This is a genomic window from Pseudomonas fluorescens Q2-87 (genome assembly GCF_000281895.1).
Lineage (GTDB): Bacteria > Pseudomonadota > Gammaproteobacteria > Pseudomonadales > Pseudomonadaceae > Aquipseudomonas > Aquipseudomonas fluorescens_S.
Genome location: NZ_CM001558.1, coordinates 1,998,809 through 2,018,677, shown reverse-complemented (window position 1 = coordinate 2,018,677; position 19,869 = coordinate 1,998,809). Strand labels below are relative to the sequence as shown.

Here is a 19,869-nt window from a genome sequence, read left to right as displayed (position 1 = left end):
ATAGATTCGTTACGGACCGCGACCTAGCGAAATTGCGCGAGGAACCGCAAGTCGTTGTCGAAGAACAGGCGCAAGTCATTCACACCGTAACGCAGCATGGCCAGGCGCTCGACGCCCATGCCGAAGGCAAAGCCCGAGAATTCTTCCGGGTCGATCCCGGACATGCGCAGCACGTTCGGGTGAACCATGCCGCAGCCCATGACTTCCAGCCAGCCCGTCTGCTTGCAGACGCGGCAGCCTTTACCGCTGCACATCACGCATTCCATGTCGACTTCAGCGGATGGCTCGGTGAACGGGAAGTACGAAGGGCGGAAACGCACGGCCAGTTCTTTTTCGAAGAACACCCGCAGGAACTCTTCGATCGTCCCTTTCAGGTCGGCGAAATTGATGTCGCGATCAACCAGCAGGCCTTCGACCTGATGGAACATCGGCGAGTGGGTGATATCGGAGTCGCTACGGTACACACGGCCTGGGCAGACGATCCGGATCGGCGGCTGCTGCGATTCCATGGTGCGGACCTGTACCGGCGAGGTATGGGTGCGCAACAGCATGTTCGCATTGAAATAGAAGGTGTCGTGCATCGACCGGGCCGGGTGATGGCCTGGGATGTTGAGCGCCTCGAAGTTGTGATAGTCGTCTTCGACCTCAGGGCCTTCGGCAATGCCGTAGCCGATGTGGGTGAAGAACTGCTCGATGCGTTCCAGGGTCCGGGTTACCGGATGCAGACCGCCGGAAGTCTGGCCGCGGCCAGGCAGGGTCACGTCGATGGATTCGGCGGCGAGCTTGGCAGCCAGGTCCGCTTCCTCGAACAACGCCTTGCGCGCATTCAGGACTTCTGTGACACGCTCCTTGGCATCGTTGATCAGCGCGCCGACTTGCGGACGCTCTTCAGCCGGCAGGTTCCCCAGGGTCTTCATCACCTGAGTCAACTCGCCTTTCTTGCCAAGGTAGTGAACCCGGATTTGCTCCAGGGCATTGATATCTTCAGCGCTTTGCACAGCCTCTAGTGCTTGAGCGACCAGCGCATCCAGGTTTTCCATGTACAGACTCCAGATACAAAATAGGGGAAGAGCTTTAAGGCTCTTCCCCTATTTATGACGTTTGACACCTGGGCCCACAGAGGTGGACCCCGGTGACTGCCGGGGGTACTTAAGCCAAGGTGGCTTTAGCTTTCTCGACAATCGCAGCAAACGCCGCTTTTTCGTTCACTGCCAGATCAGCCAGAACCTTACGGTCGATCTCGATGGACGCTTTTTTCAGGCCAGCGATGAAACGGCTGTAGGACAGACCGTTAACACGAGCACCAGCGTTGATACGAGCGATCCACAGAGCGCGGAACTGACGTTTTTTCTGACGACGGTCACGGTAGGCGTATTGGCCTGCCTTGATTACCGCTTGCTTGGCAACACGGAATACGCGGGAGCGTGCGCCGTAGTAGCCTTTAGCAAGTTTCAGAATTTTTTTGTGACGCTTACGGGCAATGACGCCACGCTTTACACGAGCCATGAGTTACTTCCTCTATTCTTGACTAAAATTAACGAAGGCGCAGCATGCGCTCGACTTTTGCCACGTCAGACGGATGCAGCAAGCTGCTACCGCGCAGTTGACGCTTACGCTTGGTCGACATTTTAGTCAGGATGTGGCTCTTGAAAGCGTGCTTGTGCTTGATACCGTTAGCAGTTTTCAGAAACCGCTTAGCAGCACCACTTTTGGTTTTCATTTTTGGCATGTTCGGATACTCCGCATTCAGTTGATAAACATAATCAGAAGGCCTGCCGTGCCCTGTTGATTACTTCTTCTTTTTCGGGGCGATGACCATGATCAGCTGGCGTCCTTCCATCTTAGGATGCTGTTCGACCGAACCGTACTCGAGCAGGTCTTGTTCAACCCGCTTGAGGAGTTCCATCCCCAGCTCCTGGTGGGCCATCTCACGGCCGCGGAATCGCAAGGATACCTTGGCCCTGTCCCCATCACTCAGGAAACGTACCAGGTTGCGCAGTTTTACCTGGTAATCCCCTTCCTCCGTCCCTGGACGAAACTTGATTTCTTTTACCTGAATCTGCTTCTGGTTTTTCTTCGCCGCGGCAATCTGCTTCTTCTTTTCGAAGATCGACTTGCCGTAGTCCATCACCCGGCAAACCGGTGGGACTGCGTCTGCGGAAATTTCTACCAGATCAAGCTTGGCTTCTTCAGCAATACGAAGCGCTTCATCAATCGAGACGATGCCAATCTGCTCGCCGTCAGCGCCAATTAACCGAACCTCGCGTGCCGAGATATTCTCGTTGATCGGGGCTTTCGGTGCAGCTCGTTTATCTTGTCTCATTTCACGCTTAATAATAATTACTCCAAATCTGGGCGACCACGCCGGGAAACCGCTTGCGCGAGGAACTCAGCAAATTCGGCGACGGGCATCGAGCCCAGGTCAGCACCTTCACGAGTACGCACAGCGACAGTCTGCATCTCGACCTCCCGATCTCCGATAACCAAGAGAAAGGGAACCTTGAGCAAAGTATGCTCGCGGATTTTAAAGCCGATCTTTTCATTTCTCAAGTCGGACTTGGCACGAAATCCGCTTTGATTGAGAGTTTTTTCGACTTCGGCGGCAAAATCTGCCTGTTTATCAGTGATATTCATGATCACTGCCTGGGTCGGCGCCAGCCACGCAGGGAATGCTCCCTCGTAGTGTTCGATCAGAATCCCGACGAAACGCTCGAAGGAACCGAGGATCGCGCGGTGAAGCATGACCGGGTGCTTGCGGCTGTTGTCTTCGGACACATATTCAGCGCCCAGACGGATCGGCAGGTTGAAATCGAGCTGCAAGGTACCACATTGCCAGACGCGACCGAGGCAATCTTTCAGCGAGAACTCGATCTTCGGACCGTAGAAGGCCCCCTCGCCCGGCTGCAGATCGTACGCAAGGCCCGCGCTATCGAGGGCAGCGGCCAACGCTGCTTCGGCGCGATCCCACAATTCGTCGGAGCCAACGCGTTTTTCCGGACGAGTGGACAGCTTCATCTCGACTTCGGTAAAGCCGAAGTCCCGATAGACGTCCATGGTCAGCTTGATGAAGGCGGCGGATTCGGCCTGCATCTGCTCTTCGGTGCAGAAGATATGGGCATCGTCCTGGGTGAATGCACGCACGCGCATGATGCCGTGCAGTGCACCCGATGGCTCGTTTCGGTGGCAGGCACCGAACTCGGCCAGGCGCATCGGCAGTTCGCGGTAGCTCTTCAGGCCCTGGTTGAACACCTGCACGTGGCACGGGCAGTTCATCGGCTTGATCGCGTAGTCGCGGTTTTCCGACTGGGTGGTGAACATATTGTCGGCGTAGTTGGCCCAGTGCCCGGATTTCTCCCACAGGCTGCGGTCGACCACTTGCGGCGTCTTGATTTCCAGATAGCCGTTTTCACGCTGGACCTGGCGCATGTACTGCTCAAGCACCTGGTACAGGGTCCAGCCGTTCGGGTGCCAGAACACCATGCCCGGGGATTCTTCCTGGGTGTGGAACAGGCCAAGGCGCTTGCCGATCTTGCGGTGGTCGCGCTTCTCGGCTTCCTCGATGCGCTGGATGTAGGCCGCCAGCTGCTTCTTGTCCGCCCAGGCGGTGCCGTAGACGCGCTGCAACTGCTCATTCTTCGCATCGCCACGCCAGTAGGCGCCGGACAGCTTGGTCAGCTTGAAGGACTTGAGGAAACGCGTGTTCGGCACATGCGGGCCACGGCACATGTCGACGTATTCTTCGTGGTAGTACAGGCCCATGGACGGCTCGTCCGGCATGTCTTCTACCAGACGCAGCTTGTAATCCTCGCCACGAGCCTTGAACACTTCGATGACTTCGGCGCGCGGGGTGACCTTCTTGATGACGTCGTAGTCCTTCTCGATCAGCTGCTGCATGCGCTGTTCGATGGCGGCCATGTCGTCGGGCGTAAACGGACGCTCGAAGGCGATGTCGTAATAGAAGCCTTCATCGATGACGGGCCCGATGACCATTTTCGCGCTCGGGTACAACTGCTTGACCGCATGGCCGACCAGGTGCGCGCAGGAGTGGCGAATGATCTCCAGCCCCTCTTGATCCTTTGGCGTGATGATTTGCAGCGTGGCGTCGCTGTCGATAACGTCACTGGCGTCGACCAGCTTGCCGTTGACCTTGCCGGCCAGGGTGGCCTTGGCCAGGCCTGCGCCGATGGATGCGGCGACCTCGGCTACGGAAACCGGGTGATCGAATGAACGTTGACTGCCATCGGGAAGAGTAATAGTTGGCATGGCGCCTCCTCTCCTAGTGGTGACCCCTACCAAAGGTCACGTGGGTTGGGATGAGCCAGTACAAGATCCAGTCCAGGCCGTTCAACGAGGAACGCCTGCCTTACAGCGGCAGGAGCCTTGCGGCCAACCGGGAAAACCGAACCAGAGTGACTGGGATTCAAATCAGGGTTAATCGAACATTTGCCGCCGCCGGGACCTGTCGTCATCCGGAGCCTGAGAAATACCCGAGCCCGGCATGCTAGCACAGATGAACGGTCATGACCGTGCTCGAATTCAAGCCGGTGCAAATCCAGGTTTTTATGCCAGAGTGCTGAACTGAAGCGAGCGCAACGCCTCAGATATCAAGACATCGACCCAAAGGAGCATCTTCGCATGCGTCTGAATACATTGTTCGCAGTAGTCGCCCCCCTCGCCCTGCTGCTTCCGCTCACCGCCCACGCCGATTGGCCCAAGGGCGAACGCGAAAAATACATGGCCCAGTGCACGGAAGCGGCAACACCGCAGATCGGCGCTGCGGCCGCCAAATCTCATTGTGCCTGCGGGGCCGATGCGATCAAGTCCTACCCGGCGTCAGATATCCAGGCGCTGATGGACAACAAGGCCACCCCGGAACTGCAGCAAAAGGCCCTTGGACAGATTGCAAAATGCAAGGCAACCGACAAGCCGAAAAAGTGACGGGACAGGGTTTCGAGGCAGGCCTTGAGGCGCTAAAAAACACTGATTTCAGGCTTTTTTGAACGATTTATTCAGGTTTTACAGCTTTTTTTATCGTCTTTACTTTCGGCTAAAACCCTTTAAAACCGGGGGCTTCAGCGGGTTGGGACGGTAAAGAAAACACGACTGATTGGCAAACAGTGCGTCCGGGGGGCTCCCAAATCGAACATTTCGACTATGATACCCGGGTGTGCCCAGTTGGCCTGAGCAGCACAGTACACTGAAAATATATGTTTCTTGGAGATACACCATGTCTAATCGCCAAACCGGCACCGTTAAATGGTTCAACGATGAAAAAGGCTTCGGCTTCATCACTCCTCAAGGTGGCGGTGACGACCTGTTCGTACACTTCAAAGCTATCGAAAGCGACGGTTTCAAAAGCCTGAAAGAAGGCCAGACCGTTTCCTTCGTGGCTGAGAAAGGCCAAAAGGGTATGCAAGCTGCACAGGTTCGCCCAGAGTAATTTCTCGGCGCGCTAAAAAAACCCCGTCCATGTGACGGGGTTTTTTATGGGCGATTGAAAACGCTCGATCAGCCGCAGTTCACTCGGTTGACCACCAGGTTGGCGTCGGTATTGAGATTCAGCCGGTCGGAGCGGTACTCAAGCGTCACCATGTCATTGGGCTTGAGGATCCGGGCATTCTGCGCGCCGGCACGGGTGCGAGCCTGCTCCAGCAATTGCGGCGAGGCCTGTTTGCCGATGGCGAACTCAGCGGCCTTTGCTTCGCAGCGGCTGTTGGCGCTCTCGGTTGCCACAGCGTCCGGGGCCGACTCAGGGGAACTGCTGCAACCGCTCAAGCCTGCGGCGACCAGCACGATACTCAATGACGCGAGCTTCCAAGGCATGAAGCCTCCTTTTTCAAAAAATAAACAGAGAGCGTGCGACCACCCAAACGGCGCTTGGTTTCAACGCCTTGGCTACTGGCCCGCCCCTCATTCGGAAAATCGGAGTTTGCCTGAGCCCGGCCGTCCGTTCAGCCCGCAATCGTGACTGAATATGAACGACGCTTAATAAACGTCGATGTAATCAAAGGGCGGATGAGGCCAATTGTCCTTCAGCGCGTTATAGATCTGCATGACCCAGACCTCGTCGCTGGCAGCGACTCGCCCGACATAGCCCGAGCCCTTGGCCCACGTCTCGAGCCGAAACAGCAGGCCGTCGATGTCGGCACCGCCGACCACACCCGAAGACAGATAGGCGATGCCGCCCTTGGTCACCCGCAGCTGGGTATGCTCGTCATCGCTGGCTGAGGCGAGCAACTGGCGAACCGCCTCAAGGGTCAGGCCGCCAGGAGCGTTCAAGTCGATCTGCACTGCGATGGCTCCTTGAAAAACAAAAAAACAAGTGTCGCACAGCCCTTGCCTGATGCCTAAGTGGCAGTGCCAAATCCAAGGCAAAAATGCTTAACTCAACCTACAGCCTCCCACTCTCGCGAGCCCTACCATGAGCACCGTCAGCATCGAAGCCACCATCAATGCCAAATGGACGGAGGGCCACAGCTCCTACAGCCCGGCCAGCCCGGAAGAACTGGCGATCATCGGCATAGAACTGCTGGTCAAGGAATTGGGCACGGAGGTCGCCCGCAACTTCATCCAGCAGGCGTTCGAACGATATACCAGCGTCGTTGACGCGGTGGATTGAACTGCGCGCCCAGGAACTACCCTGCGGGCGCGCAGACAGGCAGGTCATTTGAGGCGCGCGAGACGCTCGGTCAGCAGATCGAAAAAGCCCTGGGCATCGCCGTTTTCCACCCAGAACGCGTTCTTCGGCGCTTTCAGGCCGTCGTACCAGTCGACGATGGTCTGCCCGAATGTCGGCCCCTCGCGACTGTCCACCACGACATTGACCGAACGCCCAGTAAACAGCTGCGGCTTGAGCAGGTAGGCGATCACCGTCGCGTCATGCACCGGTCCACCGGTCATGCCGTAGTGCTCCATGTCGCCCTTGACGTATTCATTGAGAATATCGCCCACCAGTTTGCTGGCATTGTTGTTCAGCGCGGCGATCTGCTTCAGGCGCGCTTCACTGGTGAGGATCTTGTGGGTCACGTCCAGCGGCAGGTATGTCAGCTTCACGCCGCTTTTGGCGACCACCTCGGCCGCCTGCGGATCGGCGTAGAGGTTGAATTCAGCCACTGGCGTGATGTTGCCGCCGTTGAAATGCGCGCCGCCCATGATTACCACTTCCTTGATGCCTTGGACGATGTCGGGCTCCTGGATCAACGCCAGGGCCAGGTTGGTCTGTGGGCCCAGCATGGCGATGGTGATGCTGTGGGGCTTGGCCGCCTTCAGCGTATCGATCAGGTAGTTGACCGCGTTGCCCTTGGCCAGCCCTTGCTTGGGCTCGTGCACGGTGACACCCGACAGGCCTTCCTTGCCATGGATGTTTTCCGCGTAGATGGGCGTGCGCAACAGCGGCTTCGGCGCACCGGCGTACACCGGCACCTCTTCACGCCCGGCCCACTCCCGGGCCAGGCGAGCGTTGCGGGAAGTCTTGTCCAGGCGCACGTTGCCGGCGACAGTGGTCAGCGCGCGGATGTTCAATTCCTCGGGCGATGCCAGGGCGAACAACAGCGCCACCACGTCGTCGGCACCGGGATCGGTGTCGATGATCAGGTCGATCTTTTCCGCCGCCTGGGCGCTCGTAGCAGTGATCAAGGACAAGAGCAGCAGACTCCGGAACAATTGGTGCATTTTCTGAGCATAGCGGTGCATGGCGCACTCCTTGTGCAGGTTGACAGAACTCGACGGTGCCGGGTTAGAACGTCACCCCGGCGATCAGCACGATGTTGCAATACGGGGAGCATTCTCCTGTGCGAATGATCGCCCGGGCTTCTCGGCTGAGAATCTTGAATTGCTCATGGCTGACCCGTTCACGCGTGCCCAGCGCGCCTTCGGCATGCAGCGCGTCGAGCGTCGCCAGGGCTGCCGGTTGTCTGTCGAGGATTTCCTCGGCCAGCACGTGGCTCTCTACCTGCATTTCGCTGAGCACCACCTTCAAGGTGCTGACGAAGTCCGGTATGCCATGGGTCAGTGCCAAGTCGATCAGCTCGACCTGGGGCGGCACCGGCAGGCCGGCATCACCGATGACCACCTTGTCGCCATGCCCGAGCGAGGCGATCAGTCGCGACAGTGCCACATTCAACAACGGCGTCTTTTTCATGATTTGAAAGCCTGTACTTCGAGCAAAGTTGGGATTGAAGGCTGCGCGCCGGCGCGGGTGACTGACAGCGCGGCGGCGGCCTGGCCGAAACGAATCGCCTCGACCTCGCTTTTGCCACTGGCCAGGGCAGCGGCGAACCCGCCGACAAAAGTGTCACCCGCCGCCGTGGTATCCACCGCCTTGACCCGCGGGGCCGGGAAGTGTTCGAAGCTGGCGCCATTGGCGAACATCAGTCCCTGGGCCCCCAGGGTCACGATTACCTTGCCGGCACCGGCCGCGATCAAATGCGCCGCGGCGGATTCGGCGGTTTCCAGGGAGTCCACCGCCAATGCGCTGAGCACGGCTGCTTCGCTTTCATTGGGGATCAGGTAGTCGACGCAGGCGTACCAATCGGCCGGTAACGCGTGGGACGCGGGGGCAGGATTGAGGATGACGATCTTGCCCAGTTCGCGGGCCCGCTTGAGGGCATAACCCACCGTCGCATCCGGCACCTCGAGTTGGCAGATGACGACATCGGCGCCTTGCAGCACCTCATCGAAACGGTCCAAGACATCGGGGATGAGCGCACCGTTGGCACCGGCAACGATGACGATTGCATTCTGGCTGTTGTCATCGACAACGATCAGCGCGACGCCGCTCGAGCCGTCCACCGCACTGACCGCCTGGCAATCGATGCCCTCGGCCAGCAGCGCCCCTCGCAGTTGCTGCCCATAGGCATCGCTGCCGACGCAGCCAACCATCGATACCTGCGCGCCCAGGCGCGCGGCGGCCACCGCCTGGTTGGCGCCCTTGCCACCGGGGATGGTGCAGAACGACTCACCAATCAGCGTCTCACCGCCACGGGGCAGGCGCGGCGCCCGAGCCACCAAGTCCATGTTCAGGCTGCCTATTACCACTACTTTTGCTGGCATACATCACTACTCATCAATTCGGTTTCAGCGGTATTGGGCGAATGTACCGGACAGCGGCGCAGTCGACTCTCGCAGGACAATACTGGGCGTGACAATCCGCTGTTCGGTGGCAACCCGTGGCGTCGCGATACGCTGCAGCAGCACTTGCGCCGCCATCTCGCCGAGCTGCAGGATCGACTGCCCCACCGTGGTCAACGCCGGGTAGACATAGCGGCTCATTTGAATGTCATCAAAACCGATGACGGACAGTTCGCTGGGCACCCGCACGTTGCGCTCGGCAGCGGCGCGCAACACGCCGATGCCGATCATGTCGTTGGCGGCAAAAATCGCGCTTGGCGGCTGGTTCTCCAGCAACTGCGCTGCTGCGCGGTAGCCACCGGTACTGGTGAAATCGCTTTCGAACATGCGACCGACGGGCAGCTCGATCCCGGCCTCTTCCAGGGCGCGGCAGTAACCGGCCCGGCGCATCTGCGCCACGCTGGTATCGGCCGGGCCACCGATGAACGCGATATCCCGGTGGCCAAGTTCGAGCAAGTGCCGGGTCGCCAGGTACGCGCCGTATTCATGGTCGATGCGCACCAGGTCCGCGTCCACGCCGTCGAGACCGCGGTCGACGATAACCATGGGCGTGCGCACGTTGGCCAGCCCTTCGGCCAGGCCGACATCGCCCCCAGCGGAAGCGACGATCAGGCCATCGATGCGTTTTTCCAGCAGCACCCGCAAATAGCTGCGCTGCTTGTCCGGGTTGTCGTCGGAATTGCACAGGATCACGCAGTAGCCGTTGCGCTCACAGTAATCCTCGATTCCCCGGGCCAGTTCGGCAAAGTACGGGTTGAGGCTGTTGGGCACCAGCAGGCCGATAGTTGCCGTGGTCTTGGCCTTGAGCGACCGGGCCACGGCGCTGGGCACGTAGTCCAGGCGCTCGATAGCCGCTTCGACCTTGAGCCGCACTTCTTCGCTCACTGGCCGCGTCTTGTTCACCACGTGGGACACGGTCGTGTAGGAAATCCCCGCGAGCGCTGCCACATCCTTGATCGTCGCCATGGCTCAGGCCCGCCGACTGGCGCGCTGGCTGCGATAGGTGTCGAGCACGACCGCCACCACAATCACCGCACCGGTGATGATGCGTTTGGTTGGCTCAGTGGCGCCGATTTGCGCCAGGCCCGCCGCCAGCACCGAGATGATCAGCACACCGAAGAACGTGCTGATGACCGAGCCACGCCCCCCCATCAGGCTGGTGCCTCCGATGACCACGGCCGCGATCACCTGCAACTCGAGCCCTGAGCCGGCGTTTGGATCCGCAGCTTCCAGGCGAGAGATCTGGAACAACGCCGCCACACCGGCCAGCAAGCCCATCAGGCTGAATACGAGGATTTTGTAGGGCTTGGGATTGATGCCCGCCAGGCGCACGGCTTCTTCATTGGTGCCGATGCCGATCAGGTAGCGGCCGAACACCGTACGGGTCAGCACTGCCTGGGCAATGAAGATCACCAGCAAGGCAATGATGAACGAAGGCGAGATACCGAAGGCGATGGGGTTGGACAGCCAGGCGAACGAGTCCCCGATGTAGGCAGTGCGCGAGCCGGTCATCTGGTACGCCAGGCCCCGGGCCATTTCCAGCACGCCGAGGGAAACGATGAACGATGGAATCCGCCAGGCCACGGTAATCGAACCGGTGACCGTACCCGCCAGCGCCGCCACGGCCATGCCGAGCAAGGCCGACGGCCAGACGCTCCAGCCCCAGCCGAGGACAGCCACGCTGACCGTCGAGGCCGCCAGGGCCAGCACCGAGCCCACCGACAGGTCGATGCCGCCAATGATCAGGATGAAGGTCATGCCGACCGCCAGCACCATGAGGTCCGGAATTTGGTTGGCCAGGGTGCTGAAGGTGTCATAAGACAGAAAATGGCTGCTCAGGGTCGAGAACAGCGCAACCATGGCGAGCAAGGCACCGGCCAGGCCGAGGTAAGTGCCCAAACCATAAAAGTTGCCATTGGATTTGCCGACGGCAGATGCGGTTTTCATGAAAGATCCCTAGGCGCTGCTTCGTTGAGCAACGCATCACGTTTCTGGTAGCCGGCGAATGCGGCGGCAAGCAAGTCATCCTGGGTCCAGCTGTCACGCTCGAAGGTATCGATCAGGCGCCCGGCCGACAGCACGCCGATGCGGTCACAGATCAGCATCAGTTCGCGCAGGTCACTGGACACCACGACCAGCGCCTTGCCCTGGCGCGTCAACTCACCGAGCAGTGCATAGATGTCGAACTTGGCGCCGACGTCGATGCCACGGGTCGGCTCGTCGAACAACAGCACCGAGCAATCACGTTCGAGCCAGCGACCGATCACGACTTTCTGCTGGTTGCCGCCCGACAACTCGGACACCAACTGCGTCGGGCTGGAACTGCGGATGCGCATGGCGTCGATCTGGCGCTGCGCCAGGGCGCTTTCGTCGCGACCATTGACCAGGCCGGCGCTGGAAATCTCCGGCATGTTGCCCAGGGCAATGTTGGCCGCGATGGATTGCGTCAGCAGTAGGCCTTCGCCCTTTCGGTCTTCGGTGATCAAGGCGATACCGTGGGCCACCGCATCGGCCGGCGACCGAATGTTCGCGACCTTGGCCGGCGAGCCCAGCGCCACAGTGCCGCTGTCGGCGGCATCGGCGCCGAAAATCAGGCGCAACAGTTCGGTACGCCCTGCCCCGATCAGGCCGGAGATGCCGAAGATCTCACCGCTGCGGACTTCGAAGGACACGTCGCGAACCTTGTCGGCACGGTTCAGGCCCTTGACGGTCAGGGCCGGCGCGCCAATCTGGCGCGGGCCGAGGTCGATGTGCTCGCCCAGCTCCCGGCCGACCATCAGGGTCACCAGTTGTTCGCTGTTGTAGTTGGCCATCGGCTCGACGCAGACGAGGTTGCCGTCACGCAATACCGCGATGCGCTGCGCCACCCGTGCCAGTTCTTCGAGACGATGGGAAATGTAGATGATCGCCACGCCCCGGGCCTGCAGGCGGGTGATCTGTTCAAAGAGCATCTCGACTTCACGGGCCGTCAGCATGGCGGTCGGCTCGTCGAGAATCAGTACATGGCAATCGCCGATCAGGTTGCGGGCGATCTCGACCATTTGTTGATGGCCGATACCCAACTCACCGACCAACGTGTCGGGGTCGATCGCATCGAGTCCCACCTGGGCCATGGCCTCGATCGCGGCCTGGCGCAATTGCTTGCGGTTGATCCAGCCACCACAGCCGGGCAGGTTGTCGAGAAACAGGTTTTCAGCCACGGACAGGGTCGGCAGCAGGTTGAGTTCCTGCATCACCATGCGCACGCCCAATTCTTCAGCCTGGGTACGGCTGCCGGGGCGATAATCCTGCCCTTGAAACTGCATCTGCCCGGTGGTCGGCGTCACCAACCCGCCGATGATCTTGGACAAGGTGCTTTTGCCGGCGCCATTTTCGCCAGTCAGCGCCAGCACTTCGCCGCGCATCAGCGTCAGGTCGATGCCGGTCAGTACCGGCTGGGCATAGGTCTTGCCGATGCCGCTGACGCAAAGGACAGCGTTCGGGTCGCGAACGGACATAACAAACTCTCCAATGCGCTCGCCCGGATGGGCGAGCACCGTTGTGTCGCCAGGATAACTACTTGGTCACCAGCTCGACCGGAGTTTCGATAACGCCGTTGGTGCCGCTGTCGACTTTTTCGCCCTTGAGAATCTTCAAGGCCGTCTCGATGCCGAACACCGCCTGCTTGGCGGCGAACTGGTCGGCTGTCGCCAGCACGCGACCGTCCTTGAGCATCGGCTTGATGGCATTGATGTTGTCGTAGCCGACCACTTGCACCTTGCCCGCCTTGCCCGCAGCGCGCACGGCCGAGACCGCACCAACCGCCATGCTGTCGTTACCGGCCAGCAGCGCCTTGATGTTCGGGTATTCGCTGAGCATCGACGCGGCAACCTGGTTGCCTTTGTTGATTTCCCAATCGCCCGATTGCAGGGAAACGACCTTGACCTGCGCCGCTTCCATTGCATCCTTGAAGCCAGCAGTCCGCGCCTGGGCATTGGTGGTGGTGGACACGCCTTCGATGATGCCGACTTCGTCACCGGCCTTGAGCTGCTTGGCCAGGTACTCACCCACCAGGCGCGCGCCCTTGCGGTTGTCCGGGCCTACGAAAGGCACATTGATGTTCTTGCTCTTGACCACGGCTGGGTCGAGCTGGTTATCGATGTTGATCACGGTGATGCCGGCATCGACGGCCTTCTTGATCACCGGGACCATGGCCTTGGAATCTGCCGGGGCGATGATCAGGGCATCGACCTTGGACACGATCATCTGCTCGACAATGCGGATCTGGTTGGCGGTGTCGGTTTCATCCTTGATCCCGTTGGAGATCAGATCGAAATCGGCGGAGTGTTCCTTCTGATAGGCCTTGGCGCCATCTTCCATGGTCAGGAAGAATTCATTGGCCAATGATTTCATGACCAAGGCGACCTTGGGTTTTTCAGCGGTCTGGGCAAATGCCGAGGAGAAAGGCAACGTAGCGGATGCGGCCGCGAGCATGGCGACAGCGAGAAGGCGTCCAGCGAATGGCAACTTCATGGGTTCACTCCGATCTTATGATTATTGTGGGCAAATCAATGCACGGAACGCCGCGCAAACGTTTGCGTGGAATGAACTATGGTAAGGGATCGTTGATTTGTCAACGTTGCGGTTTGGCCCGCAGCGCTAACGATGTAAGCCCGTCGTGTTGACCGTCGAGTCTGAACATAGGTACGCGTCTGGGCAGCGGCCGATTTCATGAACAGGTAGTTTGCCCGTTTACGCGGCTCAATAAAAAAATTACTTTTCCTACATCAAAACGAAAAAAGCGCTGTCAGACGATTTTCTTGAATTTTAAGCAGTTGCGTAAATGCCTACGGTTAAATACTGTATGCACGTACAGCTTAATAAGGATAATCCTGTGGCCACCCCTCCCGCTGCAACTACCCCTTTAGATTCCTATACGCGACTTGGCCTTCGGGTCTCGAAAATCATCAACGCCCCCACTGCCCAAAAAGCCAAGGCAGCCCTGATATTCCGCCTTCCCGACGAACCGGTGGATGAGTGGGAGCGCCTGTTGGAGGAAATCGACGAGAACGACAACGTGACCCTCGCCTATCGCGACGATGGCGGCGTGCAGGTTTTCTGGGTAGTGCCGAAGGAAGATTGAGCCTGATGAGTATTCGCTGTTTTGCTTTATTGCTTGTGTTCATCGCCACGGGCGCACAGGCCGGTGCGCCGCGCACCTTCAACGAAGCCAAGAAAGTCGCCTGGAAACTCTACGCCCCGCAATCCACCGAGTTCTACTGCGGCTGCAAATACACCGGCAATCGCGTGAACCTGGCGGCTTGCGGTTATGTGCCCCGCAAGAATGCCAGCCGCGCCGCACGCATTGAGTGGGAACATATCGTCCCGGCGTGGGAGATCGGCCATCAGCGTCAATGCTGGCAGGCAGGCGGTCGCAAGAATTGCACGCGCTACGACCCGGTCTATCAACGGGCCGAGGCCGACCTCCATAACCTGGTGCCGAGCATCGGGGAAGTGAATGGCGACCGCAGCAATTTCAGCTTCGGTTGGCTGCCCGTGCAGAAAGGCCAGTATGGCTCATGCCTGACCCAGGTGGATTTCAAGGCGAAGAAGGTCATGCCTCGTCCGTCGATCCGGGGCATGATCGCCAGGACGTATTTCTACATGAGTAAACAATACGGCTTGCGCCTTTCGAAGCAGGACCGGCGCCTGTACGAAGCCTGGGACAAGACCTACCCGGTCGAAAGCTGGGAACGCCAGCGCAACCAGAGCGTGGCGTGCGTGATGGGGCGCGGCAATGAGTTCGTGGGCCCGGTGGACATGAAGGCCTGTGGTTGACCCGACATTTGTGAACAGCACAAATCGACTGTGGGTTTTGTACTGCCCGATCACTGGGCCGTCGGGAAATCCACCACGAATGTCTCGATGTTGCGTTTTTTCGCCCGAACCAACGCGGCAACGACCTGCTCTTGCTTGGCTTCGGCTTCGGCCTTGGAACTGAACGGGCCAACCAGGACCCGGTCCTTGCCGTTTTCCCTGACGACACTCGACATGAAGCTGTGCTCGATGAGCCACCCGGTCAGGTCGCTGACGGCCTGCGGCGTTTCACCCCGCACCTCGACAGCCCATTGCGGTGCGGCGGCCACCGGTACGGACGTCGCGGCGGGCTTGGGCTTCGGTGCCTGGACATCACGTCCTTCACCACATCCTGCCAGCATCATTACCGCGATAACCCAAGCCAATTTGCGCACAACAGTTTCCCCCGGAAGACATGAGGGGCAGATTTTAGCACCCGTGCCCGCCAAGAACGCCGCAAACAGTGCTCAAAACACGAGAATCCTGTTCGACGTCTCTGTATAGTCGCACCCTGGGAATTAATGCTGCGTCTGTACGTCAGAAAGAGGCACCCACATTCTGACACTTAGCACTAATCTATAAGCAGTACCGACATCTGCACTGTCTGAATCAGGTGCCCTATAAAGCAATCAAGGAGAACACCATGCTGATACTCACCCGCAAAGTCGGTGAAAGCATAAACATTGGTGACGACATCACGATCACCATTCTGGGCGTTAGCGGCCAGCAAGTCCGGATCGGCATCAACGCCCCGAAAAACGTTGCGGTGCATCGCGAAGAGATTTATCAGCGTATTCAGGCAGGCCTTACCGCCCCTGACAAACCGCAAACTCCCTGAGCCTCGCAGCAGTCCGTAGCCAGCCCGTTTGCATTGACGCAATGGCTGGCTAAAGATTCAGGTCGACCGAGCCTTACCCTGCTCCATCCCGCCTTTGATTCTTCGTCCAGCCCCGTGAACCGATACTAATGGCATGGCTACCAGCATGGCTGTCAGACGTTTCGTTTTAATGGCAACGAAGCAGGCATGTGGCCGGTCAGCCCAGGCTTACACCTCGGGCCATTCCGGTGGCCGCGATCACCATCAAGACCAGCAGCAAGGCTTCGATGTGGCTGATCCGCGCAAACCGCCCGGCTTTCGATGGATCGATCGCCGCCCCCTTGCCCAAGGCCACGCGCCACTTGATCAAAGTGATCATCGGCGCGATCTCAAGCAACAGGATCAACACCAGAAAGGTCATCTTCAGGTGGAACAGCGGTTGGTGCAGGTAATAGTCCGAGCCTTTTTCATAGCCGCCAAAAGCCCGCATCCCGCCGGTGACCAATAACACCAGCGCCGACACGCCCCAGACATTGTCCGCAATCAACACATTCCGAACAGCGTCCACGCCTCCTGCCAGGCGTCGTAGCGCTGTGCCGCGCGTCAGCACCGCCCAGAAACCTAGGGCGAACGCAAGAAGATGAATGGCCGCCAGAAACCAATGAGCCAACATGGAAGAGCCCTGCCAGAGAACGTCGAATCGACCTGACAGTACTAGCTCATAAAAGGATGATTGCCAGACTGGGCACAAAAAAATGTGGGAGCGAGCTTGCTCCCACATTTTTTCTGCCAGACACGACGCAAATCAGTGTGGGAGCGAGCCTGCTCGCGATGGCGTCAAGTCAGCAACATAAATATTGACTGACAAACCGCTTTCGCGAGCAAGCCCGCTCCCACATAGACCAGGTGGACTCAGTCCGCCAGGCGCCAGGTCGTGCCGCCCTTGCCGTCTTCCAGCACCACGCCCATGGCGGTGAGCTGGTCGCGGATGCGGTCGGATTCGGCCCAGTCCTTGTTGGTCCGCGCGGTCAGGCGCGCCTGGATCAATGCGTCCACCTCGGCGGCGTCCACACGACCTTCGGCACCGGCCTGGAGAAAGTCGTCAGCCTCAAGCTGCAACACACCCAATACGCTGGCCAATTCCTTCAAACGCGCCGCCAGGCCCGCCGCTGCATTGAGATCGCTCTCACGCAGGCGGTTGATCTCGCGCACCATCTCGAACAGCACCGCACACGCTTCCGGCGTGCCGAAGTCGTCGTTCATCACTTCGGTAAAGCGTGCGACGAACCCTTCGCCACCGGCCGGCGGCACAGCCGGCAGGCCTTTCAACGCATGGTAGAAACGCTCCAGGGCGCCCTTGGCGTCCTTGAGGTTGTCCTCCGAGTAGTTGATAGCGCTGCGGTAGTGGCTCGACACCAACAGGTAACGCACGACTTCCGGGTGGTACTTGTCCAGCACGTCGCGAATGGTGAAGAAGTTGTTCAACGACTTGGACATCTTCTCGCCATTGATGCGGATCATGCCGCAATGCATCCAGGCGTTGGCGTAGGTCTTACCGGTGGCGGCTTCGCTCTGGGCGATTTCGTTTTCGTGGTGCGGGAATTCCAGGTCGCTGCCGCCGCCATGAATGTCGAAGGTCTCGCCCAGGCAGCAGGTGGACATTACCGAGCATTCGATGTGCCAGCCCGGACGCCCGGCGCCCCACGGCGAATCCCAGCTCGGCTCGCCCGGCTTGGCGCCCTTCCACAGCACGAAGTCCAGCGGATCTTCCTTGGACTCGTCGACTTCGATGCGCGCACCGATGCGCAGGTCTTCGATCTTCTTGCGCGACAACTTGCCGTAGCCCATGAACTTGGCGACGCGGTAATACACGTCGCCATTGCCCGGTGCGTAGGCGTAGCCCTTGTCGATCAGGGTCTGGATCATGCTCAGCATGCCAGGGATGTGGTCCGTGGCACGCGGCTCCAGATCCGGCTTGAGGATATTGAGGCGCGCCTCGTCCTCGTGCATGGCCTGGATCATGCGCTCGGTCAGCGCATCGTAGGGTTCACCATTTTCGCGGGCACGATTGATGATCTTGTCTTCGATGTCGGTGATGTTGCGCACGTAGGTCAGGTCGTAACCACTGAAACGCAGCCAGCGGGTCACCAGGTCGAAGGCGACCATGCTGCGACCGTGCCCGATGTGGCAGTAGTCGTACACGGTCATCCCGCAGACGTACATGCGGACCTTGTTGCCATCCAGCGGCTTGAAGACTTCTTTGCTCTTGGTGAGCGTGTTGTAGATCGTAAGCACAGGGTTTCCCTTAAGACTTGATCACTGACCCCAGGAATCGCGCAAGGTCACGGTACGGTTGAACACCGGAGCACCGGGTTTCGAGTCCTTGATATCCGCACAGAAGTAGCCTTCGCGCTCGAACTGGAAACGGTCTTCCGGCTGTGCGTTGCCCAGCGAAGGCTCGGCACGACAACCCGTGAGAACTTGCAGGGAGTCAGGGTTGATGTTGTCCAGGAAGCTGGCGCTGTCTTCGGCCTTCTCCGGGTTCGGCGAACGGAACAGGCGATCGTACAGGCGTACTTCGCACTCGACGCTGGCGGCGGCCGGCACCCAGTGGATCACGCCCTTGACCTTGCGACCTTCCGGGTTCTTGCCCAGGGTGTCGGGATCGTAGGAGCAACGCAGCTCGACGATGTTGCCGTCGGCGTCCTTGATGGCTTCGTCGGCGCGGATCACGTAGCTGCCACGCAGGCGCACTTCACCGGCTGGCTCAAGGCGCTTGTAGCCTTTTGGCGGCTCTTCCATGAAGTCGTCGCGGTCGATGTAGATCTCCCGGGCGAACGGCAGGACGCGCACGCCCATGTCTTCTTTCGGATGGCGCGGCAGCTCGAGGTTCTCGACCTGGCCTTCCGGGTAGTTGGTGATCACGACTTTCAGCGGACGCAGCACGCACATGGCGCGCGGGGCGCTGTGGTCGAGGTCGTCACGGATGCTGAATTCCAGCATGCCGAAGTCCACTACGCCGTCGGAACGGTTGGTGCCGACCATCTCGCAGAAGTTGCGGATCGATTTTGGCGTGTAGCCGCGACGACGGAAGCCCGACAGCGTCGACATGCGCGGGTCGTCCCAGCCGTTGACGTGCTTCTCGTCCACCAGTTGCTTGAGCTTGCGCTTGCTGGTGATGGTGTAGTTCAGGTTCAGGCGGCTGAATTCGTACTGGCGCGGGTGGGCCGGCACGGGCAGGTGTTCGAGGAACCATTCATACAGCGGACGATGGCTTTCGAACTCCAGGGTGCAGATCGAGTGGGTGATGCCTTCGATGGCGTCCGACTGACCGTGGGTGAAGTCATAGTTGGGGTAGATGCACCACTTGTCACCGGTCTGGTGGTGATGGGCGTGACGGATGCGGTACATGATCGGGTCGCGCAGGTTCATGTTCGGCGAGGCCATGTCGATCTTGGCCCGCAGCACCCGTGCGCCGTCCGGGAATTCACCGGCGCGCATGCGAGCGAACAGGTCCAGGTTCTCTTCGACGCTGCGACCACGGAACGGGCTGTCCTTGCCAGGCTCAGTCAAGCTGCCACGGTATTCGCGCGCCTGCTCGGGCGTCAGGTCGCACACGTAGGCCTTGCCGGCCTTGATCAACTCAACGGCCCAGTCATGCAGTTGGTCGAAATACTGCGAGGCGTAGCGCACTTCACCGGACCATTGGAAACCCAGCCACTTGACGTCGCTTTCGATCGCGTCGATGTATTCCTGGTCTTCCTTGGCCGGGTTGGTGTCGTCGAAACGCAGGTGCGTGACGCCGCCGAACTCCTGGGCCAGGCCGAAGTTCACGCAGATCGACTTGGCGTGACCGATGTGCAGGTAGCCGTTGGGCTCCGGCGGGAAGCGAGTGACGATCTGTGTGTGCTTACCCGAATCCAGGTCCGCCTGGATGATCGGGCGCAGGAAGTTGACCGGCACAGCCGGGCCGGTCTTGGAATTCGCGGTAGGGTCGACAGTGGGCTTGCTCATAGGATCCTTGAACGTACAAGTGCGCGGCCGGGTGCGGCCTGATAAATCAAAGCCCGTATCATAGCCGATGCTGT

The 19,869-nt window shown here is 59.5% G+C and carries 24 protein-coding genes; 6 read left to right on the top strand and 18 right to left on the bottom strand.

Annotation, left to right across the window (positions count from 1 at the left end; genetic code table 11):
- Positions 1-23: 23 nt before the first annotated feature.
- The 5 genes from pheS to thrS form a co-directional block, all read right to left on the bottom strand.
- On the bottom strand, positions 24-1,040 hold the full coding sequence (gene pheS, locus PFLQ2_RS18520; RefSeq protein WP_003179979.1) for a phenylalanine--tRNA ligase subunit alpha: 1,017 nt from the start codon (positions 1,038-1,040) through the stop codon (positions 24-26).
- A gap of 109 nt (positions 1,041-1,149) precedes the next feature.
- Entirely contained in the window at positions 1,150-1,506 is a 357-nt protein-coding gene (gene rplT, locus PFLQ2_RS18525; protein WP_002553161.1) for a 50S ribosomal protein L20, read from the bottom strand.
- Between the two features lie 28 nt (positions 1,507-1,534).
- Positions 1,535-1,729 carry a 50S ribosomal protein L35 gene (gene rpmI, locus PFLQ2_RS18530; RefSeq protein WP_002553160.1) on the bottom strand — a complete coding sequence of 65 codons (195 nt, stop codon included), beginning with the start codon at positions 1,727-1,729 and terminating at the stop codon, positions 1,535-1,537.
- 60 nt (positions 1,730-1,789) lie between these two features.
- Complete coding sequence (gene infC, locus PFLQ2_RS18535) at positions 1,790-2,341, bottom strand: translation initiation factor IF-3 (protein WP_169432615.1); 552 nt, start codon at positions 2,339-2,341, stop codon at positions 1,790-1,792.
- On the bottom strand, positions 2,341-4,263 hold the full coding sequence (gene thrS / locus PFLQ2_RS18540) for a threonine--tRNA ligase (protein WP_003179966.1): 1,923 nt from the start codon (positions 4,261-4,263) through the stop codon (positions 2,341-2,343). The genes infC and thrS overlap by 1 nt, the downstream gene beginning before the upstream one ends.
- A 372-nt stretch (positions 4,264-4,635) precedes the next feature.
- Here thrS and PFLQ2_RS18545 point away from each other — a divergent pair, with 372 nt between their 5' ends.
- Together PFLQ2_RS18545 and PFLQ2_RS18550 are read left to right on the top strand one after the other, a co-directional pair.
- Entirely contained in the window at positions 4,636-4,938 is a 303-nt protein-coding gene (locus PFLQ2_RS18545) for a hypothetical protein (RefSeq protein ID WP_003179965.1), read from the top strand.
- 289 nt (positions 4,939-5,227) lie between these two features.
- Positions 5,228-5,440 carry a cold-shock protein gene (locus tag PFLQ2_RS18550; protein ID WP_003179963.1) on the top strand — a complete coding sequence of 71 codons (213 nt, stop codon included), beginning with the start codon at positions 5,228-5,230 and terminating at the stop codon, positions 5,438-5,440.
- A gap of 68 nt (positions 5,441-5,508) precedes the next feature.
- On the opposite strand, the gene PFLQ2_RS18555 is transcribed toward PFLQ2_RS18550, so the two are convergent.
- The gene (locus PFLQ2_RS18555; protein ID WP_003179958.1) at positions 5,509-5,823 is read right to left on the bottom strand and encodes an I78 family peptidase inhibitor; all 315 of its coding nucleotides are present in this window, start codon (positions 5,821-5,823) and stop codon (positions 5,509-5,511) included.
- A 162-nt stretch (positions 5,824-5,985) separates the two neighbouring features.
- Positions 5,986-6,291, bottom strand: coding sequence for a hypothetical protein (locus PFLQ2_RS18560; protein WP_003179956.1), 306 nt, complete (start codon positions 6,289-6,291; stop codon positions 5,986-5,988).
- Positions 6,292-6,421: 130 nt separating this feature from the next.
- On the opposite strand from PFLQ2_RS18560, the gene PFLQ2_RS18565 reads away from it, so the two are divergent.
- The gene (locus PFLQ2_RS18565) at positions 6,422-6,619 is read left to right on the top strand and encodes a hypothetical protein (protein WP_003179954.1); all 198 of its coding nucleotides are present in this window, start codon (positions 6,422-6,424) and stop codon (positions 6,617-6,619) included.
- 44 nt (positions 6,620-6,663) lie between these two features.
- Here PFLQ2_RS18565 and PFLQ2_RS18570 read toward each other — a convergent pair whose 3' ends face one another.
- From PFLQ2_RS18570 to PFLQ2_RS18600, 7 genes are read right to left on the bottom strand one after another with little or no spacing between them, the layout of a single operon-like run.
- Complete coding sequence (locus tag PFLQ2_RS18570; protein WP_003179952.1) at positions 6,664-7,692, bottom strand: nucleoside hydrolase; 1,029 nt, start codon at positions 7,690-7,692, stop codon at positions 6,664-6,666.
- Between the two features lie 43 nt (positions 7,693-7,735).
- Positions 7,736-8,140: a D-ribose pyranase gene (rbsD, locus tag PFLQ2_RS18575; protein WP_003179951.1), complete on the bottom strand. Its 405-nt coding sequence runs from the start codon at positions 8,138-8,140 to the stop codon at positions 7,736-7,738.
- Positions 8,137-9,051: a ribokinase gene (rbsK, locus tag PFLQ2_RS18580; protein WP_003179949.1), complete on the bottom strand. Its 915-nt coding sequence runs from the start codon at positions 9,049-9,051 to the stop codon at positions 8,137-8,139. The genes rbsD and rbsK overlap by 4 nt, the downstream gene beginning before the upstream one ends.
- Before the next feature lie 24 nt (positions 9,052-9,075).
- A complete protein-coding gene (locus PFLQ2_RS18585; RefSeq protein WP_003179947.1) occupies positions 9,076-10,095 on the bottom strand; it encodes a LacI family DNA-binding transcriptional regulator in 1,020 nt (339 codons plus the stop codon).
- A gap of 3 nt (positions 10,096-10,098) precedes the next feature.
- Entirely contained in the window at positions 10,099-11,076 is a 978-nt protein-coding gene (locus PFLQ2_RS18590; RefSeq protein WP_003179946.1) for an ABC transporter permease, read from the bottom strand.
- Positions 11,073-12,626 (bottom strand): sugar ABC transporter ATP-binding protein, encoded by a 1,554-nt coding sequence (locus PFLQ2_RS18595; RefSeq protein ID WP_003179943.1) that lies wholly within the window; start codon positions 12,624-12,626, stop codon positions 11,073-11,075. Before PFLQ2_RS18595 ends, PFLQ2_RS18590 begins: the two co-directional genes overlap by 4 nt.
- 58 nt (positions 12,627-12,684) lie before the next feature.
- Positions 12,685-13,641, bottom strand: a complete 957-nt coding sequence (locus PFLQ2_RS18600) for a sugar ABC transporter substrate-binding protein (RefSeq protein ID WP_003179941.1) — start codon at positions 13,639-13,641, stop codon at positions 12,685-12,687.
- 310 nt (positions 13,642-13,951) lie between these two features.
- Here PFLQ2_RS18600 and PFLQ2_RS18605 point away from each other — a divergent pair, with 310 nt between their 5' ends.
- Positions 13,952-14,251: a DUF1654 domain-containing protein gene (locus PFLQ2_RS18605; RefSeq protein ID WP_033045963.1), complete on the top strand. Its 300-nt coding sequence runs from the start codon at positions 13,952-13,954 to the stop codon at positions 14,249-14,251.
- Between the two features lie 5 nt (positions 14,252-14,256).
- Entirely contained in the window at positions 14,257-14,946 is a 690-nt protein-coding gene (locus PFLQ2_RS18610; protein ID WP_003179935.1) for an endonuclease, read from the top strand.
- 50 nt (positions 14,947-14,996) lie between these two features.
- Here the strand turns inward: PFLQ2_RS18610 and PFLQ2_RS18615 are convergent, their stop codons facing one another.
- Positions 14,997-15,359, bottom strand: coding sequence for an SPOR domain-containing protein (locus PFLQ2_RS18615; RefSeq protein ID WP_003179933.1), 363 nt, complete (start codon positions 15,357-15,359; stop codon positions 14,997-14,999).
- A gap of 248 nt (positions 15,360-15,607) precedes the next feature.
- Between PFLQ2_RS18615 and csrA the strand changes: the two genes are divergently transcribed.
- Positions 15,608-15,802 (top strand): carbon storage regulator CsrA, encoded by a 195-nt coding sequence (gene csrA, locus PFLQ2_RS18620; protein ID WP_003179932.1) that lies wholly within the window; start codon positions 15,608-15,610, stop codon positions 15,800-15,802.
- Between the two features lie 196 nt (positions 15,803-15,998).
- Here csrA and PFLQ2_RS18625 read toward each other — a convergent pair whose 3' ends face one another.
- From PFLQ2_RS18625 to PFLQ2_RS18635, 3 genes are all read right to left on the bottom strand, one after another.
- On the bottom strand, positions 15,999-16,454 hold the full coding sequence (locus PFLQ2_RS18625) for a DUF2214 family protein (protein ID WP_033045962.1): 456 nt from the start codon (positions 16,452-16,454) through the stop codon (positions 15,999-16,001).
- 239 nt (positions 16,455-16,693) lie between these two features.
- Positions 16,694-18,076, bottom strand: a complete 1,383-nt coding sequence (gene cysS, locus PFLQ2_RS18630; protein WP_003179925.1) for a cysteine--tRNA ligase — start codon at positions 18,074-18,076, stop codon at positions 16,694-16,696.
- A 21-nt stretch (positions 18,077-18,097) separates the two neighbouring features.
- Positions 18,098-19,795: a glutamine--tRNA ligase/YqeY domain fusion protein gene (locus PFLQ2_RS18635; RefSeq protein ID WP_003179923.1), complete on the bottom strand. Its 1,698-nt coding sequence runs from the start codon at positions 19,793-19,795 to the stop codon at positions 18,098-18,100.
- Positions 19,796-19,869: the final 74 nt, after the last annotated feature.